The 17,093-nt window shown below is 62.5% G+C and carries 14 protein-coding genes; 2 read left to right on the top strand and 12 right to left on the bottom strand.

The annotated features are described in order from the left end of the window. Window positions 1-1,041 (bottom strand): branched-chain amino acid ABC transporter permease, encoded by a 1,041-nt coding sequence (locus tag AC5ZGW_RS22315; protein WP_165435577.1) that lies wholly within the window; start codon window positions 1,039-1,041, stop codon window positions 1-3. Between the two features lie 158 nt (window positions 1,042-1,199). Here AC5ZGW_RS22315 and AC5ZGW_RS22310 point away from each other — a divergent pair, with 158 nt between their 5' ends. Beyond that, window positions 1,200-1,718 (top strand): MarR family winged helix-turn-helix transcriptional regulator, encoded by a 519-nt coding sequence (locus AC5ZGW_RS22310; RefSeq protein ID WP_130229914.1) that lies wholly within the window; start codon window positions 1,200-1,202, stop codon window positions 1,716-1,718. 332 nt (window positions 1,719-2,050) lie between these two features. On the opposite strand, the gene AC5ZGW_RS22305 is transcribed toward AC5ZGW_RS22310, so the two are convergent. The 11 genes from AC5ZGW_RS22305 to AC5ZGW_RS22255 all read right to left on the bottom strand — a co-directional run bounded on the left by AC5ZGW_RS22305 (window position 2,051) and on the right by AC5ZGW_RS22255 (window position 14,792). Beyond that, window positions 2,051-3,331, bottom strand: coding sequence for a glycerate kinase type-2 family protein (locus AC5ZGW_RS22305; RefSeq protein WP_463327353.1), 1,281 nt, complete (start codon window positions 3,329-3,331; stop codon window positions 2,051-2,053). Beyond that, window positions 3,331-4,563, bottom strand: coding sequence for an ABC transporter substrate-binding protein (locus AC5ZGW_RS22300; protein ID WP_130226608.1), 1,233 nt, complete (start codon window positions 4,561-4,563; stop codon window positions 3,331-3,333). The genes AC5ZGW_RS22305 and AC5ZGW_RS22300 overlap by 1 nt, the downstream gene beginning before the upstream one ends. A 137-nt stretch (window positions 4,564-4,700) precedes the next feature. Further along, entirely contained in the window at window positions 4,701-5,927 is a 1,227-nt protein-coding gene (locus AC5ZGW_RS22295) for an ABC transporter substrate-binding protein (RefSeq protein ID WP_130226609.1), read from the bottom strand. Window positions 5,928-6,314: 387 nt separating this feature from the next. Continuing rightward, window positions 6,315-7,544, bottom strand: a complete 1,230-nt coding sequence (locus tag AC5ZGW_RS22290; RefSeq protein WP_130226610.1) for an ABC transporter substrate-binding protein — start codon at window positions 7,542-7,544, stop codon at window positions 6,315-6,317. Window positions 7,545-7,709: 165 nt separating this feature from the next. Next, a complete protein-coding gene (locus AC5ZGW_RS22285; RefSeq protein WP_130226611.1) occupies window positions 7,710-8,936 on the bottom strand; it encodes an ABC transporter substrate-binding protein in 1,227 nt (408 codons plus the stop codon). A gap of 241 nt (window positions 8,937-9,177) precedes the next feature. Further along, window positions 9,178-10,407: an ABC transporter substrate-binding protein gene (locus AC5ZGW_RS22280; RefSeq protein ID WP_130226612.1), complete on the bottom strand. Its 1,230-nt coding sequence runs from the start codon at window positions 10,405-10,407 to the stop codon at window positions 9,178-9,180. Window positions 10,408-10,437: 30 nt separating this feature from the next. Beyond that, on the bottom strand, window positions 10,438-11,454 hold the full coding sequence (locus tag AC5ZGW_RS22275) for a branched-chain amino acid ABC transporter permease (RefSeq protein WP_028166749.1): 1,017 nt from the start codon (window positions 11,452-11,454) through the stop codon (window positions 10,438-10,440). 2 nt (window positions 11,455-11,456) lie between these two features. Then, a complete protein-coding gene (locus AC5ZGW_RS22270) occupies window positions 11,457-12,335 on the bottom strand; it encodes a branched-chain amino acid ABC transporter permease (RefSeq protein WP_028166750.1) in 879 nt (292 codons plus the stop codon). 13 nt (window positions 12,336-12,348) lie between these two features. After that, window positions 12,349-13,062 (bottom strand): ABC transporter ATP-binding protein, encoded by a 714-nt coding sequence (locus tag AC5ZGW_RS22265; protein ID WP_130226613.1) that lies wholly within the window; start codon window positions 13,060-13,062, stop codon window positions 12,349-12,351. Further along, window positions 13,059-13,856 (bottom strand): ABC transporter ATP-binding protein, encoded by a 798-nt coding sequence (locus AC5ZGW_RS22260; protein ID WP_130226614.1) that lies wholly within the window; start codon window positions 13,854-13,856, stop codon window positions 13,059-13,061. Before AC5ZGW_RS22260 ends, AC5ZGW_RS22265 begins: the two co-directional genes overlap by 4 nt. A 72-nt stretch (window positions 13,857-13,928) precedes the next feature. Further along, window positions 13,929-14,792, bottom strand: coding sequence for an IclR family transcriptional regulator (locus AC5ZGW_RS22255; protein WP_130226615.1), 864 nt, complete (start codon window positions 14,790-14,792; stop codon window positions 13,929-13,931). A 172-nt stretch (window positions 14,793-14,964) separates the two neighbouring features. On the opposite strand from AC5ZGW_RS22255, the gene AC5ZGW_RS22250 reads away from it, so the two are divergent. Further along, window positions 14,965-17,061, top strand: a complete 2,097-nt coding sequence (locus AC5ZGW_RS22250; protein ID WP_130226616.1) for a 3-hydroxyacyl-CoA dehydrogenase NAD-binding domain-containing protein — start codon at window positions 14,965-14,967, stop codon at window positions 17,059-17,061. The last annotated feature ends 32 nt before the right edge of the window (window positions 17,062-17,093 follow it).

Genomic DNA, 17,093 nt, shown 5'->3' with positions numbered 1-17,093 from the left:
TCAATCCTTCTCTTCTTCGACCGCGGGCGCCGCGGGCGAACGCAGCACCAGGACGGGGAGGATCAGCGTGAAGACGATGACTTCCTTGAAGTTGCTGGCATAGAACGAAGAGAACGCCTCGACGACACCGACGAGAATGGCGGCGACGGCCGTCAAGGGATAGCTGACGAGACCGCCGATGATCGCCGCGATGAAGCCTTTGAGGCCGATCAGGAAGCCGGTGTCGTAATAGAGCGTCGTGATCGGCACGATCAAAATTCCCGAGATCGCGCCGATCAGCGAGGCCAGCAGGAAGGCGATCTGGCCGGACAATGTGGTGCGGATACCGACGAGGCGGGCGCCGAGGCGATTGACGGCGGTGGCCCGCAGCGCCTTGCCGGTCAGCGAGTAGCCGAAGAACAGCCAGAGCGCGACGATGAAACCAATGGTGAGGCCGTAGACCGCAAGGCTCTGGCCGGTGAAGCGGAGCGCGCCCGCTGTCAGCGCGACGTTGGAGAGCGCCGGGCCGCGCAGGCCTTCGGCGCCGAAGAAGACGAGACCCAGGCCCTGCAGCGCGAGATGGCAGCCGACGGAGGCGATCAACAGCACCAGCACGGACGTATGCGCAATCGGCTGGAACGCGATGCGGTAGAGGAACAGCCCGATCGCCGCCACGATCAGAAGCGCAAGCGCGATGTTGACGGCAATCGGCGTCTTCGGCCCGGCCAGCGCATAGGTCAGCAGGCAGACGGCGACTGGAAAGACGATGTCGACCGCGACGGCCCGCGCGATCAGCCGCGCATGCAGCGACTTCCGCGCAAAGAACAGGTCGAGGCCGAACGCCACCAGTCCCATCGCGACCGCGAGCTTCGCGGTGCCCGGCACCTGGCCGGTCGCCAGCATGGCATAGCTCAGCGCGCCATAGGTGACGAATTCGCCCTGCGGGATCAGGATCACGCGCGTGACCGCGAATACCAGGACCAGAGCCAGCCCCAGCAATGCGTAGATGGCGCCGTTGGTGATGCCGTCCTGCAGCAGGAACAGCATGATCGTCGTGTTCAAGGCCGAGCGCTCCCCCTCACGCGGCGGGCCGATCGACGCGTCGCCGCGCTCGATCGTCCGGTGTCGGCTGTTGAAAGCTGCCGACGTTTGATATAATCAATAACAATTATCGAATATAATCTCAAGAGCCCGACTCCCGGGATTGCGAGCCTCGAGCGATGACTGTTCCCAAGACCGCCGCCGACGCCGCCAAGGTATCCCGCCCCGTCGCCGGGCAGGATCTTGATGCTTCGAGCGACGATGGCCTGCTGCAGCTTGGGGAACTGTCGGGGCTGCTAGGCTATTCGCTGAAGCGTGCGCAGCTCAGGGTGTTCGAGGATTTTCTGCGCTGCGTCGCGCCTTTGCAACTCACGCCGGCACAATTCTCGGTGCTCTTGCTGCTCGACCAGAATCCCGGCCGCAACCAGACCGAGATCGCGAGTACGCTCGGCATCCTGCGGCCGAATTTCGTGGCGATGCTCGACGCCCTGGAGAGCCGCGAACTCTGCGCGCGCATGCGCTCGGCAAGCGACCGCCGCTCGCACATTCTCGTGCTGACCGACAAGGGCCGCGCGGTGCTGGCACGCGCCAAGAAGCTCGTCGCCAACAAGCACGAGGCGCGGCTGATCGAACTCTTGGGACCTGAGAACCACGCGGCGCTGCTGGAGATGCTGGCGAAGATCGCGCGCGAGTTTTGAGGGTGGAGCTGCCGTAGGATGGGTAGAGCGAAGCGAAACCCATCGCGATGGAGCATGCCGCGCCAATGATGGGTTTCGCTCCGCTCTACCCATCCTACGATTCTGCCAGATCGTCATCCTGAGGAGCGGCGTCTTCGCCGCGTCTTAAAGGATGAGGCCCCGCCGGTGGCCTCGCCCTTCGAGACGACCGCTGCGCGGCCTCCTCAGGGTGAGGGGATGAGCTGGAGTGCGCCGCGCTATCCACGTCATTGCGAGCGCAGCGAAGCAATCCATAGGGCCGCAAGCGGAGACGTGGATTGCTTCCCTTCGCTCGCAATGACGGCAGCGTGGCGTCAGTCCACCAGGATGACGCGGACGTCGTTGACGTTGGTCAGCGTCGGGCCGGTCAAAAGCAGATCGCCGGTTTGAGCGAAGAAGCCGCTGGCGTCGTTGTTCTCGAGATAGGCCCTGGGATCGAGGCCCTGCGATTTCATCTTCGCGAACGTAGAGTGGTCGATGACGGCGCCGGCCGGGTCGCTGGCGCTGCCGGCACCGCCGTCGGCGCCGTCGGTGTCCGCGGCGAGCGCCGAGACATCGGTCATGCCCTTGAGCAGATCGGCGAGCGCGAGCGCGTATTCCTGGTTGGGGCCGCCGCGGCCATTGCCGCGCACGGTCACGGTCAGTTCGCCGCCGGACAGGATCGCGACGCGCCTGCCCTCGCTGCGGGCCGTCAGCGCGAGCTGCGCGTGCGCGGCGGCGACGTCGCGCGCTTCGCCTTCGAGATCGGCGCCGAGATCGATGGTCGCATAGCCGGCCTCGCGGGCAACCTTGACCGCGGCTTCGATCGAGGCCTTCGGCTTTGCGATCAACTCGAACGTCGAGCGCGCAAAGGCGGGATCGCCCGGCTTGCAGCTTTCGTTGCCAGGATCATCGAGCGCGCGGCGAACGGAGTCATCGATGGCTAGATTGTATTTGGCGACGATGGCGCGTGCGTCCGCAAGCGTAGTCGGATCTGCCACCGTGGGGCCGGATGCGATCGCGGAAGGATCGTCATGCGGCACGTCGGATATCGCGAGCGTCACGATCTCGGCGCGCTGGCCGGCCCGCGCCAAGCGGCCGCCCTTGATGCGCGACAGATGTTTCCGCACGATGTTCATCTCGCCGATCGGCGCGCCCGAGCGGAGCAGCGCCCGGTTCACCTGCTGCTTCTGCGCAAAACTGACGCCGTCCACCGGCGCGATCCAATTGGCGGAGCCACCGCCGGAGATCAACACCAGCAAGAGATCATCCGCGGTCGCCGTCGCCGCCAGCCGCAGCGTATCGTCGGCGGCTTTCAGCCCGGCTTCGTCAGGTACGGGATGGCCAGCCTCGACCACCCTGATCCGGCGGGTCGGCACGCCATGGCCGTGGCGGGTAGTTGCAATCCCCGCCAACAGCGCCGGATCCAGCTCGAGCGCGTCGAGATAGTGTCGTTCGGCCGCCGCCGCCATGGCGGCGGCGCCCTTGCCCGCGGCAAGCACGATCACCCTCCCCTTCGGCACCGGACGGAAGTGCGGCGCCAGCACGACGTCCGGATGGGCGGCAGCTACCGCCGCATCGAAGATCGCGCGCAGAAGAGGGCGTCGGTTCGTCATCAGTTGCCAGAGATCTCGCCGCTGAGGACTTCGCCGAACAACTGCCAGCGTTCACCCTTGAACTGCATCAATTGCAACTGCTCGATCGGCATGTAATCAGTCGCGCTCGTGGTCAGCGTCACGCCCGGTAACAGTCCGCCTTGCGCGAATTGCTTCAGGCTTTGCGCCTGCTTCATGACGTTCTCCCGGGTCAGGTTATCGCCGCAGCGACGGAGCACCTCTACCATCGTAGTCGCAATGTTGTAACCGGTCATCGCCGAAGAGTCGATGCGGTTCATCTCGGGAAGATATTTCGCAAGCAGATCGTCGAACGCCTTGATGCCGGCATCGCCTGCCCACTGGGGATCGCTAACGTCCTTGGCATAGGTCGCCGAGATCACGCCCTGCGCGTTCTCAACCCCCGCCGGCTTCATCACGGCCGCGGTCGAGGCGCTGACGTTGGAGATGATCGTGAGCGGCTTCCAGCTCATCTCGCCGAGCTTCTTGATCGCCTGCGCACCGAACTTCGGCGTGGTGTAAAGCACCAGAACGTCGGGATTGGCCGATTTGATCTTCACCACGTGCGAATCGATGGTCGGTTCCGAGACCTCGTAGCTCTCCTCCAGGACGATCCGCGAGGCGTCTGCGCCGAACCCATCCTTCAGGCCCTTCAGATAGTCCTTGCCCATATCGTCGTTCTGGTAGAGCACGGCCACCTTGGCGCCCGGCTTCTCCTTCGTCAGGTATTTCGCGTAGATGCGCGATTCGCTCTGGTAGCTCGGCAGCCAGCCCATGGTCCAGGGAAAGGTCTTCGGCTCGTTCCACTTGGTCGCGCCAGTGGCGACAAAGAGCTGCGGCACTTTCTTGCTGTTGAGGTATTTCTGGATTGCAGTGTTGGGCGCGGTGCCCAGCGTGCCGACCACCAGCAGAACCTCGTCGCTTTCGACCAGCTTGCGTGCCTGCTCGACCGTCTTCGGCGGGCTATAGGCATCGTCATAGGAGATGAAGTTGATCTTGCGGCCGTTGATGCCGCCCTCGTCGTTGACCTTCTTGAACAATGCAGCCATCGCCTTGCCGACGCTGCCGTAAGCCGAAGCCGGCCCGCTATAGGGCACGATGTTGCCGATCTTGATCTCGGTGTCCGTCGCACCGGTGTCATATTGCTTCTGCGCGAGTGCGGCAGAGGCAGTGGTGGCGGTTACGGCAAAGCCGAGGAATGCGGTTGCAAGGCGGCGTCGGGTCAACATAGGCATAGGACTCCTTCGGAGCAGAAGCTCCCATTCTGGTGCATCGCATTGATAGCGCGGAAAATCATGTTGGCAACAAAAAGCCCCTGCGACTGTGTCGCAGGAGCTTTGCGTGCTTAACCTTGGGTAACTGCGGGAGACTTTTACCCGCCGACGTCAGCGCTGATGACGTCGCCGAACAGTTCCCACTTGTCGCCCTTGAACTTCATGAGCTGAAGCGAGCTGATCGGAGCAAAGTCGTTTGGTCCGGTGTTGATCTTGATGCCGGGCAGCAGGACTTCGGTGCGGAAATCCTTCAGGCTCGCCGCCTGCTTCATGACGTTCTCGCGCGTCAGGTTGTCGCCACATTGCTTCAGCACCTGAACCAGCGTCTGCGCCACGCCGTAGCCGACCACGGTACCGCCGTCGAGCTTGTCGCCTTCCGGAAAATCCTTGGCCATGAAGGCATAGAATTCCTTCATGCCGGGATCGTTGTCCCACTGCTTGTCGGAGGCGTCCTTGAGGTAGGCGGCGGAGATGATGTCCTGGGCGTTCTCGAAGCCGGCCGGCTTGAGCACGCTGCCGACGGACGCCGAGACGTTGTTGAGGAAGTGCAGCGGCTTCCAGCCGATCTCGGCGTTCTTCTTGATCGCCTGCGCGGCAAATTTCGGCGTGGTGACATTGATGAAGATGTCGGCGCCGGTGGCCTTGAGCTTGACCAGATGCGAATCGATCGACGGCTCGGAGGTCTCGTAGCTCTCCTCCATCACGATCATGCTCGCGGCCTTGGAGCCGAGCCCGTCCCTCAGGCCCTTTAGATAGTCCTTGCCGTAGTCGTCGTTCTGGAAGAGCACCGCGATCTTGGCGTCGGGATGGTTCTTCAGGATGTACTTGGCGTAGATCTGGGTCTCACTCTGGTAGCTGGGCTGCCAGCCCATGGTCCACGGGAAGTTCTGCGGGTCGTTCCACTTGGTGGCGCCGGTGGCGACGAAGAGCTGCGGCACCTTCTTCGAGTTCATGTATTTCTGGATCGCGGTGTTCGAGGGCGTGCCGAGCGAGTTGAAGATGAGCAGCACCTCGTCGCTCTCGACCAGCTTGCGCGCCTGCTCGACCGCCTTCGGTGGCGAATAGGCGTCGTCATAGGAGACGAAATTGATTCTGCGGCCGTTGATGCCGCCGGCGTCGTTGATCTTCTTGAAGTAGGCGGCCTCGGTGCGTCCGATCACGCCATAGGCGGAGGCCGGTCCGCTGTAGGGCATGATGTTGCCGACCTTGATCTCGGTATCCGATCCGCCGGGGTCGTATTTCTTCTGTGCCGTAGCAGTGCCGGCAGTGGCCGCGAACAAGCCGAACGCTGTCGAAAGAATCGCAAGTTTTTTGATAACGGACATGCCGCCTCTCTCCCTTGGATGACATTGATGCTGTGTCATGGCTTTCTTGATCCGAAAGCTCTTGGTGTTGACCGTATGGATTACCATTTTGCCGACATTGCCTCAACAAAAAGCCCCTGCTGCAAAGCCACAGGGGCTGCATCTTTAGTAGCCATGTGCACGCAAGCCGCAGCAGCACGACGAGATCGGGCCGAATTGCATCCGCGACGAACACAGCGCTCCCTCTCCCGCCTGCGGAAGAGGGTTGGGGTGAGGGTGTCTCCGCGATGGGACTCTTCGTGGGGAGAGAGCCCCCACCCGCTGCGCCAAGGGCGCAGCGACCTCCCCCGCAAGCGGGAGAGGTGAATGAGCTCGCGTATAGACTGATTCAAGCAAATGACATCAGGATCAGCCGCCGACGTCGCCGCTCAGGATGTCGCCGAAGCGCTCCCAGGTGTCGCCCTTGAATTGCATGAGCTGCAGTTGCGACAGCGGCGCGAAATCGGTCCGCGACGTATTCACCTTGATGCCGGGCAACAGCCCGTCGAGCTCGAGGTCGCGGATGCTGGCGGCCTGCTTCATGATGTTCTCGCGAGTCAGGTTGTCGCCGCAGGCCTTCAGCACATGCACCATGCCTTGCGCGACCGTGTAGCCGTACATCACCGAAAGGTCGGAGCGATTGGCCTCAGGATAGTACTTATCGAGGAATTCGTTCCAGGCGATCATGCCGGGATCGTTCTTCCACTGCGGATCGGTCGGATCCTTCAGGTAGTTCGACGAGATGATATCCTGTGCGTTCTCGAAGCCGGCCGGCTTGAGCACGCTGCCCACGGAGGACGAGACGTTGTTGAGGAAGTGCAACGGCTTCCAGCCGATCTCCGCGTTTTTCTTGATCGCCTGCGCCGCGAATTTCGGCGTGGTGATGTCGAAGAACACATCGGCCCCGGACGACCACAGCTTGACGATGTGGGAGTCGATGGAGGGCTCGGAGACTTCGTAGCTTTCCTCGATCACGATCATCGAATCCGCCTTGCTGCCGAGGCCGTCCTTGAAGCCTTTCAGGTAGTCCTTGCCGTAATCATCGTTCTGGTAGAGCACCGCGATCCTGGCATTCGGATGGTTCTTCAGGATGTACCTGGCGTAGATGATCGACTCGCTCTGGTAATTGGGCTGCCAGCCCATGGTCCAGGGGAAATCTTTCGGATCGTTCCACTTGGTGGCGCCGGTGGCGACGAAGAGCTGCGGCACCTTCTTCTGGTTCATGTATTTCTGGATCGCCGAGTTCGGCGGCGTGCCAAGCGAATTAAAGATGAAGAGCACCTCGTCGCTCTCGACCAGCTTGCGCGCCTGCTCCACCGTCTTCGGCGGAGAGTAGGCGTCGTCATAGGAGATGAAGTTGATCTTGCGGCCGTTGATGCCGCCCTCTGCATTGATCTTGTTGAAATAGGCCGCCTCCGTCTTGCCGATCACGCCATAGGCGGAGGCCGGTCCGCTGTAGGGCATGATGTTGCCGATCTTGATCTCGGTGTCGGTGGCGCCGACGTCGTATGCCTTCTGGGCGAGCGCGTGGCCGCTGCTCACGGCCAGCAATGCGACGGCGGCCGCAAGGGCCCCCAGCCGCAAATGGATGGCAGACATTGGGATCTCCTTGGGCTCATGGTGGACGTCTCATGTTTTTTGGATTTGGCAGCACTTTTCCGGCTCCTGCCGGTATTGAATACCTTCCACCTGGTCCCAGCAACAAAAAGCCTCCCGCGATGGCGTCGCGGGGGGCTGCAAACGGCGGATGCCGCCGCGGCTCCCTCAATGCCCGAGCGCTCCGCTCATGATGCTGCCGAACAACTCCCACTTGTCTGTCTTGAAGCGCATCATCTGCAGTTGCTTGATGGGCGCGAAGTCGGTCGGCGATGTGTTGATGGTGATGCCGGGCAGCAGCGTGTCGGGCGCAAACTCCCTCAGGCTCGCGGCCTGCTTCATGATATTGGCGCGGGTGAGATCGTCGCCGCACATCTGCAGCACCTTCACCATGGTTTGCGCCGCGCCATAGCCATAGACCGCCGCGTCATCGCGCCGATCGGCTTCCGGATAATATTCCTGCAGGAACGCGAAGAAGCGCTTCATGCCGGGATCGTTGTCCCATTGCGGGTCGGCGCCATCCTTGGCATAGGCCGCCGACAGGACGCCCTGCACATTCTCAAAGCCGGCCGGCTTCATCGCGCCGCCGACGGAAGCGGAGACATTGGACACGATCTGCAGCGGCTTCCAGTTCAATTCCGCGACGTTCTTCATCGCCTGAGCTGCGAATCTCGGCATGGCGACGTTGATAAAGACGTCGACGCCGGCGGCCTTCAGCTTGGCGATGTGGCTCTCCATCGACGGCTCTGAGGTCTCGTAGCTCTCTTCGGCGACGATCATCGCCGCCTTCTCGCCGAATCCGTCCCTCAAGCCTCTGAGGTAGTCCTTGCCGAAATCGTCGTTCTGATAGAGCACGCCGACCTTGCCGTCCGGCCTCTCCTTCATGATGTATTTGGCATAGATGCGCGCCTCGCTCTGGTAGTTCGGCTGCCAGCCCATGGTCCACGGAAACTCTTTCGGCTGGTCCCACTTGCTGGCGCCGGAGGCGACGAAGAGCTGCGGCACTCCCTTGCCGTTCATGTATTTCTGGATCGCGAGGTTGGTGACCGTGCCGAGCGAGTTGAAGATCAGAAGCACTTTATCGCTCTCCACGAGCTTGCGCGCCTGCTCCACCGTCTTCGACGGGTTGTAGCCGTCGTCGTAGCTGAGAAAAACGATCTTGCGACCGTTGATGCCGCCCTCGGCGTTGACCTTGTTGAAATAGGCCGCCTCGGTCTTACCGATCACGCCATAGCCGGAAGCCGGTCCGCTATAGGGCATGATGTTGCCTATTTTGATCTCGGTATCGCTGGCGCCGATATCGTACTTTTTCTGGGCGAGCGCACCGCCGGTGCTGGCGGTGATCAGGACGAGCACGGCTGAAAGAGCAGTCAATCGCAAGCGGACGGCAGTCATTCGTTTCCTTCATCCTTGAGATCATGATCCGATTAGACGGAATCGGATCATGATCTCATCTCTTGTTTGAGCATGATCTTTTCGGAAAACCGGTTCCCACTTTTCCGGATCATGCTGTGGTGGATGCGTTTCTTGGAACTCCCACGGCGGGCATTGAATGCGGTTCTCGCGCCGTCCGTCAACAAAAAGCCCCGCGGCTTGCACCGCGGGGCCTTGCGCTGGTCTCTTGCACTGCACAACCCTAGTCGGCGGGAATGTCGCCGCTGATGATCTCGCCGAACAGTTCCCACTTCTGTCCCTTGAAGCGCATCATCTGAAGCTGGCTGATCGGGGCAAAGTCGGTGGCGCTGGTGTTGATCTTGACGCCGGGCAGCAGCGTGTCCGGCGTAAAATCCTTCAGGCTCGCCGCCTGCTTCATGACGTTGGCGCGGGTGAGATTGTCACCGCACATCTCCAGCACCTTCGCCAGGGTTTGTGCAGCGCCGTAGCCGTAAACCAGGGCGCTTTCGGTCTTGTCGGCGCCCGGCATGTACTTGTCGAGGAATTCATTCCACTTCTTCATGCCGGGATCGTTGTTCCATTGCGAGTCGCTGCCGTCCTTGGCGTAGGCGGCCGAGAGCACGCCCTGGGCGTTATCAAATCCCGCCGGCTGCATCACGCTGCCGACCGAGATCGAGACGTTGGCGACGATCTGCAGCGGCTTCCAGCCGAGTTCGGCGGTCTTCTTGATGGTCTGGGCGGCGAATTTCGGCGTGGCATAGATCAGCAGCACGTCCGGGTTGGCGGCCTTGATCTTGACGATGTGGGAATCGATCGTCGGCTCGGCGATCTCGTAGCTTTCCTCGAGGATGATCATCGAGGCGCCCTTGGCGCCGAGGCCGTCCTTGGTGCCCTTGAGGTAATCCTTACCGAAATCGTCGTTCTGATAGAGGATCGCGACCTTGGCGTCCGGCTTCTCCTTCATCAGCCATTTCGCGTAGATCTGCGCTTCGCTCTGGTAGCTCGGCTGCCAGCCTATGGTCCACGGGAAGTTCTTCGGATCGTTCCACTTGGTCGCGCCGGTGGCGACGAAGAGCTGCGGGATCTTCTTGGAGTTGAGGTATTTCTGGATCGCGGTGTTCGAGGGCGTGCCGAGCGGGTTGAAGACGACAAGGACTTCGTCGCTCTCGACCAGCTTGCGCACCTGCTCCACCGCCTTCGGCGGCGAGTAGGCGTCGTCATAGGTGATGAAATTGACCTTGCGGCCGTTGATGCCGCCCTGATCGTTGATCATCCGGAAATAGGCGGCCTCGGTCTTGCCGATGCTGCCATAGGCGGACGCAGGTCCGCTATAAGGGATGATGTTTCCGATCTTGATCTCCGTGTCGGAGGCGCCGGTATCGTATGTCTTCTGGGCGAAGGCACTGCCGGAAGCGGCAGCACAAGCGACGACCGCCGCCGAAAGCACGGCGGTCCGTAGTTTGAAGGGCATCGTCTCTCCTAAAGTCTCTTTTTTGGTTCTTCAGTTCTTCTTGAGTTTCGCCGCCAGTTGCTGGGCAATGAGGGCGACCTGCCGGGCGCCATGCGGCACCAGGTAGATGACGAGGAACAGGAGCACGCCGAACACGGCGCCAGAGAGACCCTTGGAAATGCCTTCCGCAATGTTAGGCACGAAGATGATGAAGGCGGAGCCGACGATCGAACCCGGCAGCCAGCCGACGCCGCCGACCACCATGCCGACGAACAGAGAGATCGCGAGCGTGATGGTGTAGCCGTCGGGCGCCACGAACTGCACCGCGATCGCGCCCAGGCCGCCGGCGATGCCGGTGATGCCGGCGCTGACGCCGAAGGCCAGCGTCTTGTACAGCGCGACGTTAACGCCCATGGCGGAGGCCGCGATCTCGTTGTCGCGGATCGACATCAGGGCGCGGCCCGAGCGCGAGCGGAGCAGGTTCACCGAGGCGACATAGATCCCGATCGAGACCGCCAGTGTGAAGTAATAGAGCCACATGTCTTGCGACAGCGGCAGGCCGAATGGCGCATCCGGCTTGGTCACCACCAGGCCTTGCACGCCGCCGGTCCAGTGCTCGAGGAAGCCGAGCTTGAGGAGCTGAGGCATGGCGAGCGCCAGAGCAAAGGTCGCGAGCGCGAGGTAGATGCCCGACAGGCGCAGCGCCGGCTGGCCGAACAGGAAACCCGCCCCGAAGCAGACGACGCCCGCGACCGGCAGGGTCAGCGCGTAGTTGACGTTGAAGTGCTCCATCAGGATCGCCGTGGTATAGGCACCGATGGCGTAGAACGCGCTCTGGCCGAGCGAGAACTGCCCGCTGCCGCCGGTCAGGATATTGAGCGCCAGCACCGCGAGCCCGTAGATCAGGAGCATCGTCATCTGGAAGATGATGAAGTTCTTGACGAACAGGGGCGTCAGGATCAGGGCCGCCAGCACCACCAGCGAGGTGCCGTAGCCGAGCGTCATGGCGCGCTTCGGAACCGCCTCGACGGCCGGGGCTTCGGTTACAACTTCTTCAGCCGCGCTCATGATCAGACTCGCTTCACGATGGGCCGGCCAAACAGCCCGGCCGGTTTGACGACCAACACGGTGATAATCAGCGCCAGCGCGATCGGCAGCTTGAGCTCGTTGCCGACGCCTGGAATGTAGGTGCCGGCAAGGTTCTCGAACACGCCGACCAGGAAGCCGCCGATCACAGCGCCGAGCGGCGAGCTAAGGCCGCCGAGCACCGCGGAGGCGAAACCGTAGATCAGGACGCCGCCCATCATGTTCGGCTCCAGGAACACCACCGGCGCGATCAGCATGCCGGCGATCGCGCCGATGGCGGCGGCCATGCCCCAGCCGAGCGCGATCATCCAGCTCGTGTTGATGCCGACCAGCCGCGCCGATTCAGGCAGTGAGGCAGCCGCTCGCATCGCAAGGCCAATGCGGGTGAACTGGAAGAAGAAATAGAGGCCGGCGAGCAGCAGCAGGGTGACGCCGACCATGCCGGCCTGGTGGGTCGAGATCAGCTGGCTGCCGAGGAACGGCGAGGAGCCGAACGGCGTCGGATATTGCTTGATGGTGAAATCCCAGATCAGGCCCGCGACCGAGTTGACGATCGCAAACAGCGCGATGAAGCCGGCGACGTTGGTCAGTACCGGCGCCTTCGCCAAGGGCTTGAACAACAGCCGCTCGATCAGGATGCCGCCGGCGAAGGAAAGGATGACGGTGAGGATGAAGGCCCACCAATAAGGCACGCCCCATTGCATCATCTGCCAGGACATGAAGGTCGAGAACATCGCCATTTCGCCCTGCGCGAAATTGAGATGGTCGATCGCCTGGTAGATCATCACGACGGCGAGCGCCATGCAGGCGTAGATCGCGCCGGTGGCGATGCCGGCCAGGACTTGGTTGGCAAAAAGCTCCATGGTCCTCGCTCCCTCAGTAACCCAGATAGGATTTACGGACGTCTTCGTTGTTGGCGACGTCCTTGGCGTTGCCGGACATCACGATGCGTCCGGTTTCGATCACATAGGCCTGGTCGGCGAGCTCGAGCGCGAGCTGCGCATTCTGCTCGACCACCAGGATGGTGACCTTGTCCTCGCGGTTGATCTTGCCGAGAATGCGGAACAGGTCGCGGACCACCAGCGGCGCCAGGCCGAACGACGGCTCGTCCAGCAGCATCAGCCGCGGCCGCAGCATCAGCGCGCGCGCGACCGCGAGCATCTGCTGCTCGCCGCCCGACAGCGTGCCGGCCTGCTGGGTATAGCGCTGCTTGAGCACCGGGAAGTGGTCGTACATGCGCTCGATGTCGGCGACGATGTTCTTCTTGTCGCCGCGCGTGATGGCGCCAAGCTGCAGGTTCTCCTCCACCGTCATGTTGGTGAAGGTGCCGCGGCCCTGCGGCACATGGGCGATGCCGAGGCGGACCACGTTCTCGGTCGAACGATTACCGATCGGCTTGCCCTCGAATTCGATCGCGCCGGTCGAGCGCACCATGTTGCAGATCGCCCGCAGCGTGGTGGTCTTGCCGGCGCCATTGGCCCCGAGCAGCGTGGTGAGCGAGCCTTCGTTCAGGGAAAAGCTGAGGCCGTGAAGCGCCTGGACCTGACCGTAATAGGCGCGCAGATCCTTGACGTTGAGCATCATCGTCATTGGTCCTTGCTCCCGAGATAGGCCTTGATGACGTCGGGATCGGCCTGGACCTGGCTAGGGGTTCCCTCGGCGAGCTTGCGGCCGAAATTGAGCGCGACGACATGGTCGGCGGTCGACATCACCATGCCCATGTGGTGCTCGACCAGAAGCACGGTGATCTTGCGCTCGTCGCGGATCTTGCGGACGAGGTCGCCGAGCACATAGACCTCTTCATGGTTGAGGCCGCCGGCCGGCTCGTCCAGCAAGAGGATCTTCGGATCGGCCGCGAGCGCGCGCGCCAGTTCAACGCGCTTCTGGGTGCCGAACGGCAGGCCCGACACGATGCTGTGCGCGACGTCCTCGAGGTCGAGATAGGCCAGGATCTCGTGCACCTTCTTGTTGACCGAAGCCTCGGTGCGCCTGATCCAGGCGAGCTTGAGCGAGTCGCTGATGATGTCGCTGGAGGTGCGCGCGTGGGTGCCGACGCGGACATTGTCGAGCACCGAGAGATTGGGAAACAGCGCGACGTTCTGGAAGGTGCGACCGATGCCGATCTCGGCGATCTTGTGCGGCGGGCGGCTGAGGATGCTCACGCCTTCCATCAGGATGTCGCCGGAGCTCGGCTGATAGAGCCGGGAGAGGCAATTGAAGAGCGTCGTCTTGCCAGCGCCGTTCGGTCCGATCAGTCCCAGGATCTGGCCCTGATGCATGTCGAAGGAGACGCCGTTCAACGCGACGATGCCGCCGAACACGACGCTGACGTCGCGAACCGCCAGCAGTGGCGCATGACCCTGCGCGAGTTGTGCCTGCGTCATCTCGTCTCGCCCGCCCGCTTGAGAGGGCGGAGAGCGCCGTGCGAGCGATCGCGCCGGCAATGAAGAAGGCTGTCAGATGCCCTCGGCCACACGTGCAACTTTCCCTCCTGATCTAGACTTTTTGCTTTCAACTTTTCTGGATTGCGGCGCTACCCCACCAAGCGCCTGCTCGATGTTCCTTACCATCGCGACAAGGCGAGGTCCAATATCGTGGAGCAACCGGTCTTCCGTAAAGCGGAATGCCGGCGCACCGCAGTTGAATGCATACGGACCGGTTCCGTCATTGAGCTGCAATGCCACGCCGACAGCGTGAACATCGTCCTGCCATTCACCAGCAGAAATTGCAAAGCCACGCTTCGCTACCAATTCGCCCGAACGCTCGATGCCATCGCGCATCTTCGGCCAGCGGCTGCCATAGTGGTCGCGAAGCTCACGCAGCAGAGCGGTACGCTCATCGTCCGGCAGCGCCCAGATATAGGCGCGTCCCATCGCGGTGGTCGCTATTGGTATCCGCGAACCGACATCGAGCTGAACGCCGAGCGTCAGTCCGTTCCGGCTTTGCCCGAAATAGATCATGCTGAGCCGATCGCGCCCGCCGACCGCGACCGCACCGCCGGTCGCACGCATCACGTCCTCGCGATAGGGTTCGGACAAATGCCGGACGCCGAGATTGGCGAGCGCGGCATAACCCAGCGCCATGGCAGAGGGCGTGAGCTGGTACTTCTCGAAACGCGGAACGGGTGTAAGGTAACCAAGCTTGGTCAACGTATAGGTCAGCCGCGAAACGGTTGGCTTCGGCAAATTGGTGCGGGCCGCAATCTCCTGATTGCCGAGAAGCCCGTCATTGGGACGGAATGCGCGCAGGACTTCCAATCCACGGGAAAGCGCGACCACAAAATTGCGGTCGGTCGCCGCCTTCTTTCCTGAACGTTTCATTCCCCGCCACTTTGTCGATCTCGTTGACAAGGGACGTGCTTCAAAATAACCCTCCGTGTCAAGATGTGGAATTTAATTTCGCAGTGCGAAATTAGCTACTAAACGCAAGAACCGCAACAACGCCTTGCAAAAGAACACACCGCAAAAGAACACAGCATCCAAGGAGAGCCTCGTGAGCGAAGTCGTAAAACTCGAGCGGCATGACATCATTGGCATCGTCACGGTTAACAATCCTCCGGTCAACGCGCTGAGTGCCGCGGTACGCGGCGGCATCCTGGAATGCATCAAGAGCGCGATTGCCGATGCCGAAGTGAAGGCGATCGTGCTGACCTGCGCCGGCCGCACCTTCATCGCCGGTGCCGACATCACCGAATTCGGCAAGCCGCCGAAGCCGCCCGGCCTCAACGAGGTGCTGGAGGCGATGGAGAATTCACCGAAGCCGATCGTTGCCGCGATCCACGGCACCGCGCTCGGCGGCGGCCTCGAAGTCGCTCTGGCATGCCACTATCGCGTGGCCACCAAGGACGCCCGGCTCGGCCTGCCTGAAGTGAAGCTCGGCCTGCTGCCCGGCGCCGGCGGCACCCAGCGGCTGCCGCGCGCGGTCGGACCGGAGCTTGCGGTCAAGATAATCGTCGGCGGCGATCCGATCGGCGCCGCGGAAGCGCTGAAGAACGGCTTGATCGAAGAGATCGTCGAGGGACCGGCCGCCGGCGGCGAAGCCTTCGCACTCAAGGTGCTGGCGGAGAAGCGCCCATTGCGCAAGTTGCGCGACGACGACTCCAAGCTCGCCGCGGCCAAGGCCGACCGTTCGATCTTCACCAATGCGGTCGCCGCGCTGACCAAGCGCGCACGCGGCCTGGAAGCGCCGTTCGCCGCAGCCGACGCGGTCGGCGCCGCGATCGACCTGCCCTTCGATGAAGGCCTGAAGAAGGAGCGCGAGACCTTCCTGAAGCTGGTCGCGAGCGACCAGTCCAAGGCGCAGCGTTACGCCTTCTTCGCCGAGCGCGAGGCCGCGAAGATCGCAGGCGTGCCTGATGGCACCAAGCCGCGCAACGTCGCGCGCGTCGCCATCATCGGCGCCGGCACCATGGGCGGCGGCATCGCGATGTCGTTTGCCAATGCCGGCATCCCCGTGACGCTGATCGAGACCGGTGAGGAACAGCTCAAGCGCGGCCTCGGCGTGATGCAGAAGAACTATGAAGCGACCGCTGCGCGCGGCGGCATCCCGGCGGATGCACCCGCCAAGCGGATGGCGCTGATATCAGGCGTGGTCGGCCTGGAAAACGTCAAGGATGCTGACCTCGTCATCGAGGCGGTGTTCGAGACCATGGCGGTCAAGAAGGAAGTGTTCGGCAAGCTCGATCAATATGCCAAGCCGGGCGCCGTGCTGGCCTCCAACACGTCCTACCTGAACATCGACGAGATCGCCAAGGAGACCAAACGGCCGCAGGACGTGCTGGGCATGCACTTCTTCTCGCCGGCCAACGTCATGAAGCTGTGCGAGATCGTGCGCGCCGAGAAGACTGCGCCCGACGCGTTGGTCACGGCGGTTTCGATTGCGCGCAAGATCGCGAAGGTTCCGGCCGTGGTCGGCGTCTGCGACGGCTTCGTCGGCAACCGCATGCTGGCCCAGCGCGGCAAGCAGGCGGAAAAGCTGTTGTTCGAGGGGGCGCTGCCGCAGCAGGTCGACGCTGTCGTCACAAAATTCGGCATGCCGATGGGGCCGTTCGCGATGGGCGACCTCGCCGGCCTCGACATCGGCTGGCGCTCGCGCAAGGACCGCGGCATCAAGTCGGAGATCGCGGACGCGCTGTGCGAAGCCGGCCGCTTCGGCCAGAAGACCGGCAAGGGCTATTACAAATATGAGGCGGGCTCGCGGGCGCCCCTGCCCGATCCGGAAGTCGAGAAGCTGATCGACGAGACGCTGGCGCGCCTCGGCCGCAAGAAGCGTGTCGTCAGCGACGACGAGATCCTCGAGCGCATGATGTACCCGATGATCAATGAGGGCGCGCGCATTCTGGAGGAAGGCATCGCGGCGCGGCCTTCCGACATCGACGTGGTCTGGCTCTATGGCTATGGCTGGCCGATCTACCGCGGCGGCCCGATGTTCTGGGCAGATACGGTGGGTCTGAAGCATATCGCCGATCGCCTCTCCTTCTATGCCAAGGAGACCAACGATCCCTCGCTGGAGCCGGCGCCGCTGCTCAAGCGCCTTGCCGACGAAGGCAAGACGTTTGCTTCGCTCGCCGCGCCGTCGAAGGCGGCTTGATGATCGGCTTCCGCTACGTGTCATTCCGGGAT

This window comes from Bradyrhizobium sp. Crot121 (assembly GCF_059512385.1).
The sequence above is the reverse complement of the archived record's forward strand: the minus strand, read 5'-3'. Positions and strand labels throughout refer to the sequence as shown.

Bases quoted from the DNA above. Each gene is read 5' to 3' on its own strand.
- AC5ZGW_RS22290 (WP_130226610.1), bottom strand. From the start codon at position 7,544: ATGTCTGCCATCCATTTGCGGCTGGGGGCCCTTGCGGCCGCCGTCGCA.
- AC5ZGW_RS22305 (WP_463327353.1), bottom strand. From the start codon at position 3,331: ATGACGAACCGACGCCCTCTTCTGCGCGCGATCTTCGATGCGGCGGTA.
- AC5ZGW_RS22275 (WP_028166749.1), bottom strand. From the start codon at position 11,454: ATGAGCGCGGCTGAAGAAGTTGTAACCGAAGCCCCGGCCGTCGAGGCG.
- AC5ZGW_RS22295 (WP_130226609.1), bottom strand. From the start codon at position 5,927: ATGTCCGTTATCAAAAAACTTGCGATTCTTTCGACAGCGTTCGGCTTG.
- AC5ZGW_RS22280 (WP_130226612.1), bottom strand. From the start codon at position 10,407: ATGCCCTTCAAACTACGGACCGCCGTGCTTTCGGCGGCGGTCGTCGCT.
- AC5ZGW_RS22285 (WP_130226611.1), bottom strand. From the start codon at position 8,936: ATGACTGCCGTCCGCTTGCGATTGACTGCTCTTTCAGCCGTGCTCGTC.
- AC5ZGW_RS22310 (WP_130229914.1), top strand. From the start codon at position 1,200: ATGACTGTTCCCAAGACCGCCGCCGACGCCGCCAAGGTATCCCGCCCC.
- AC5ZGW_RS22260 (WP_130226614.1), bottom strand. From the start codon at position 13,856: ATGACGCAGGCACAACTCGCGCAGGGTCATGCGCCACTGCTGGCGGTT.
- AC5ZGW_RS22265 (WP_130226613.1), bottom strand. From the start codon at position 13,062: ATGACGATGATGCTCAACGTCAAGGATCTGCGCGCCTATTACGGTCAG.
- AC5ZGW_RS22300 (WP_130226608.1), bottom strand. From the start codon at position 4,563: ATGCCTATGTTGACCCGACGCCGCCTTGCAACCGCATTCCTCGGCTTT.
- AC5ZGW_RS22270 (WP_028166750.1), bottom strand. From the start codon at position 12,335: ATGGAGCTTTTTGCCAACCAAGTCCTGGCCGGCATCGCCACCGGCGCG.
- AC5ZGW_RS22255 (WP_130226615.1), bottom strand. From the start codon at position 14,792: ATGAAACGTTCAGGAAAGAAGGCGGCGACCGACCGCAATTTTGTGGTC.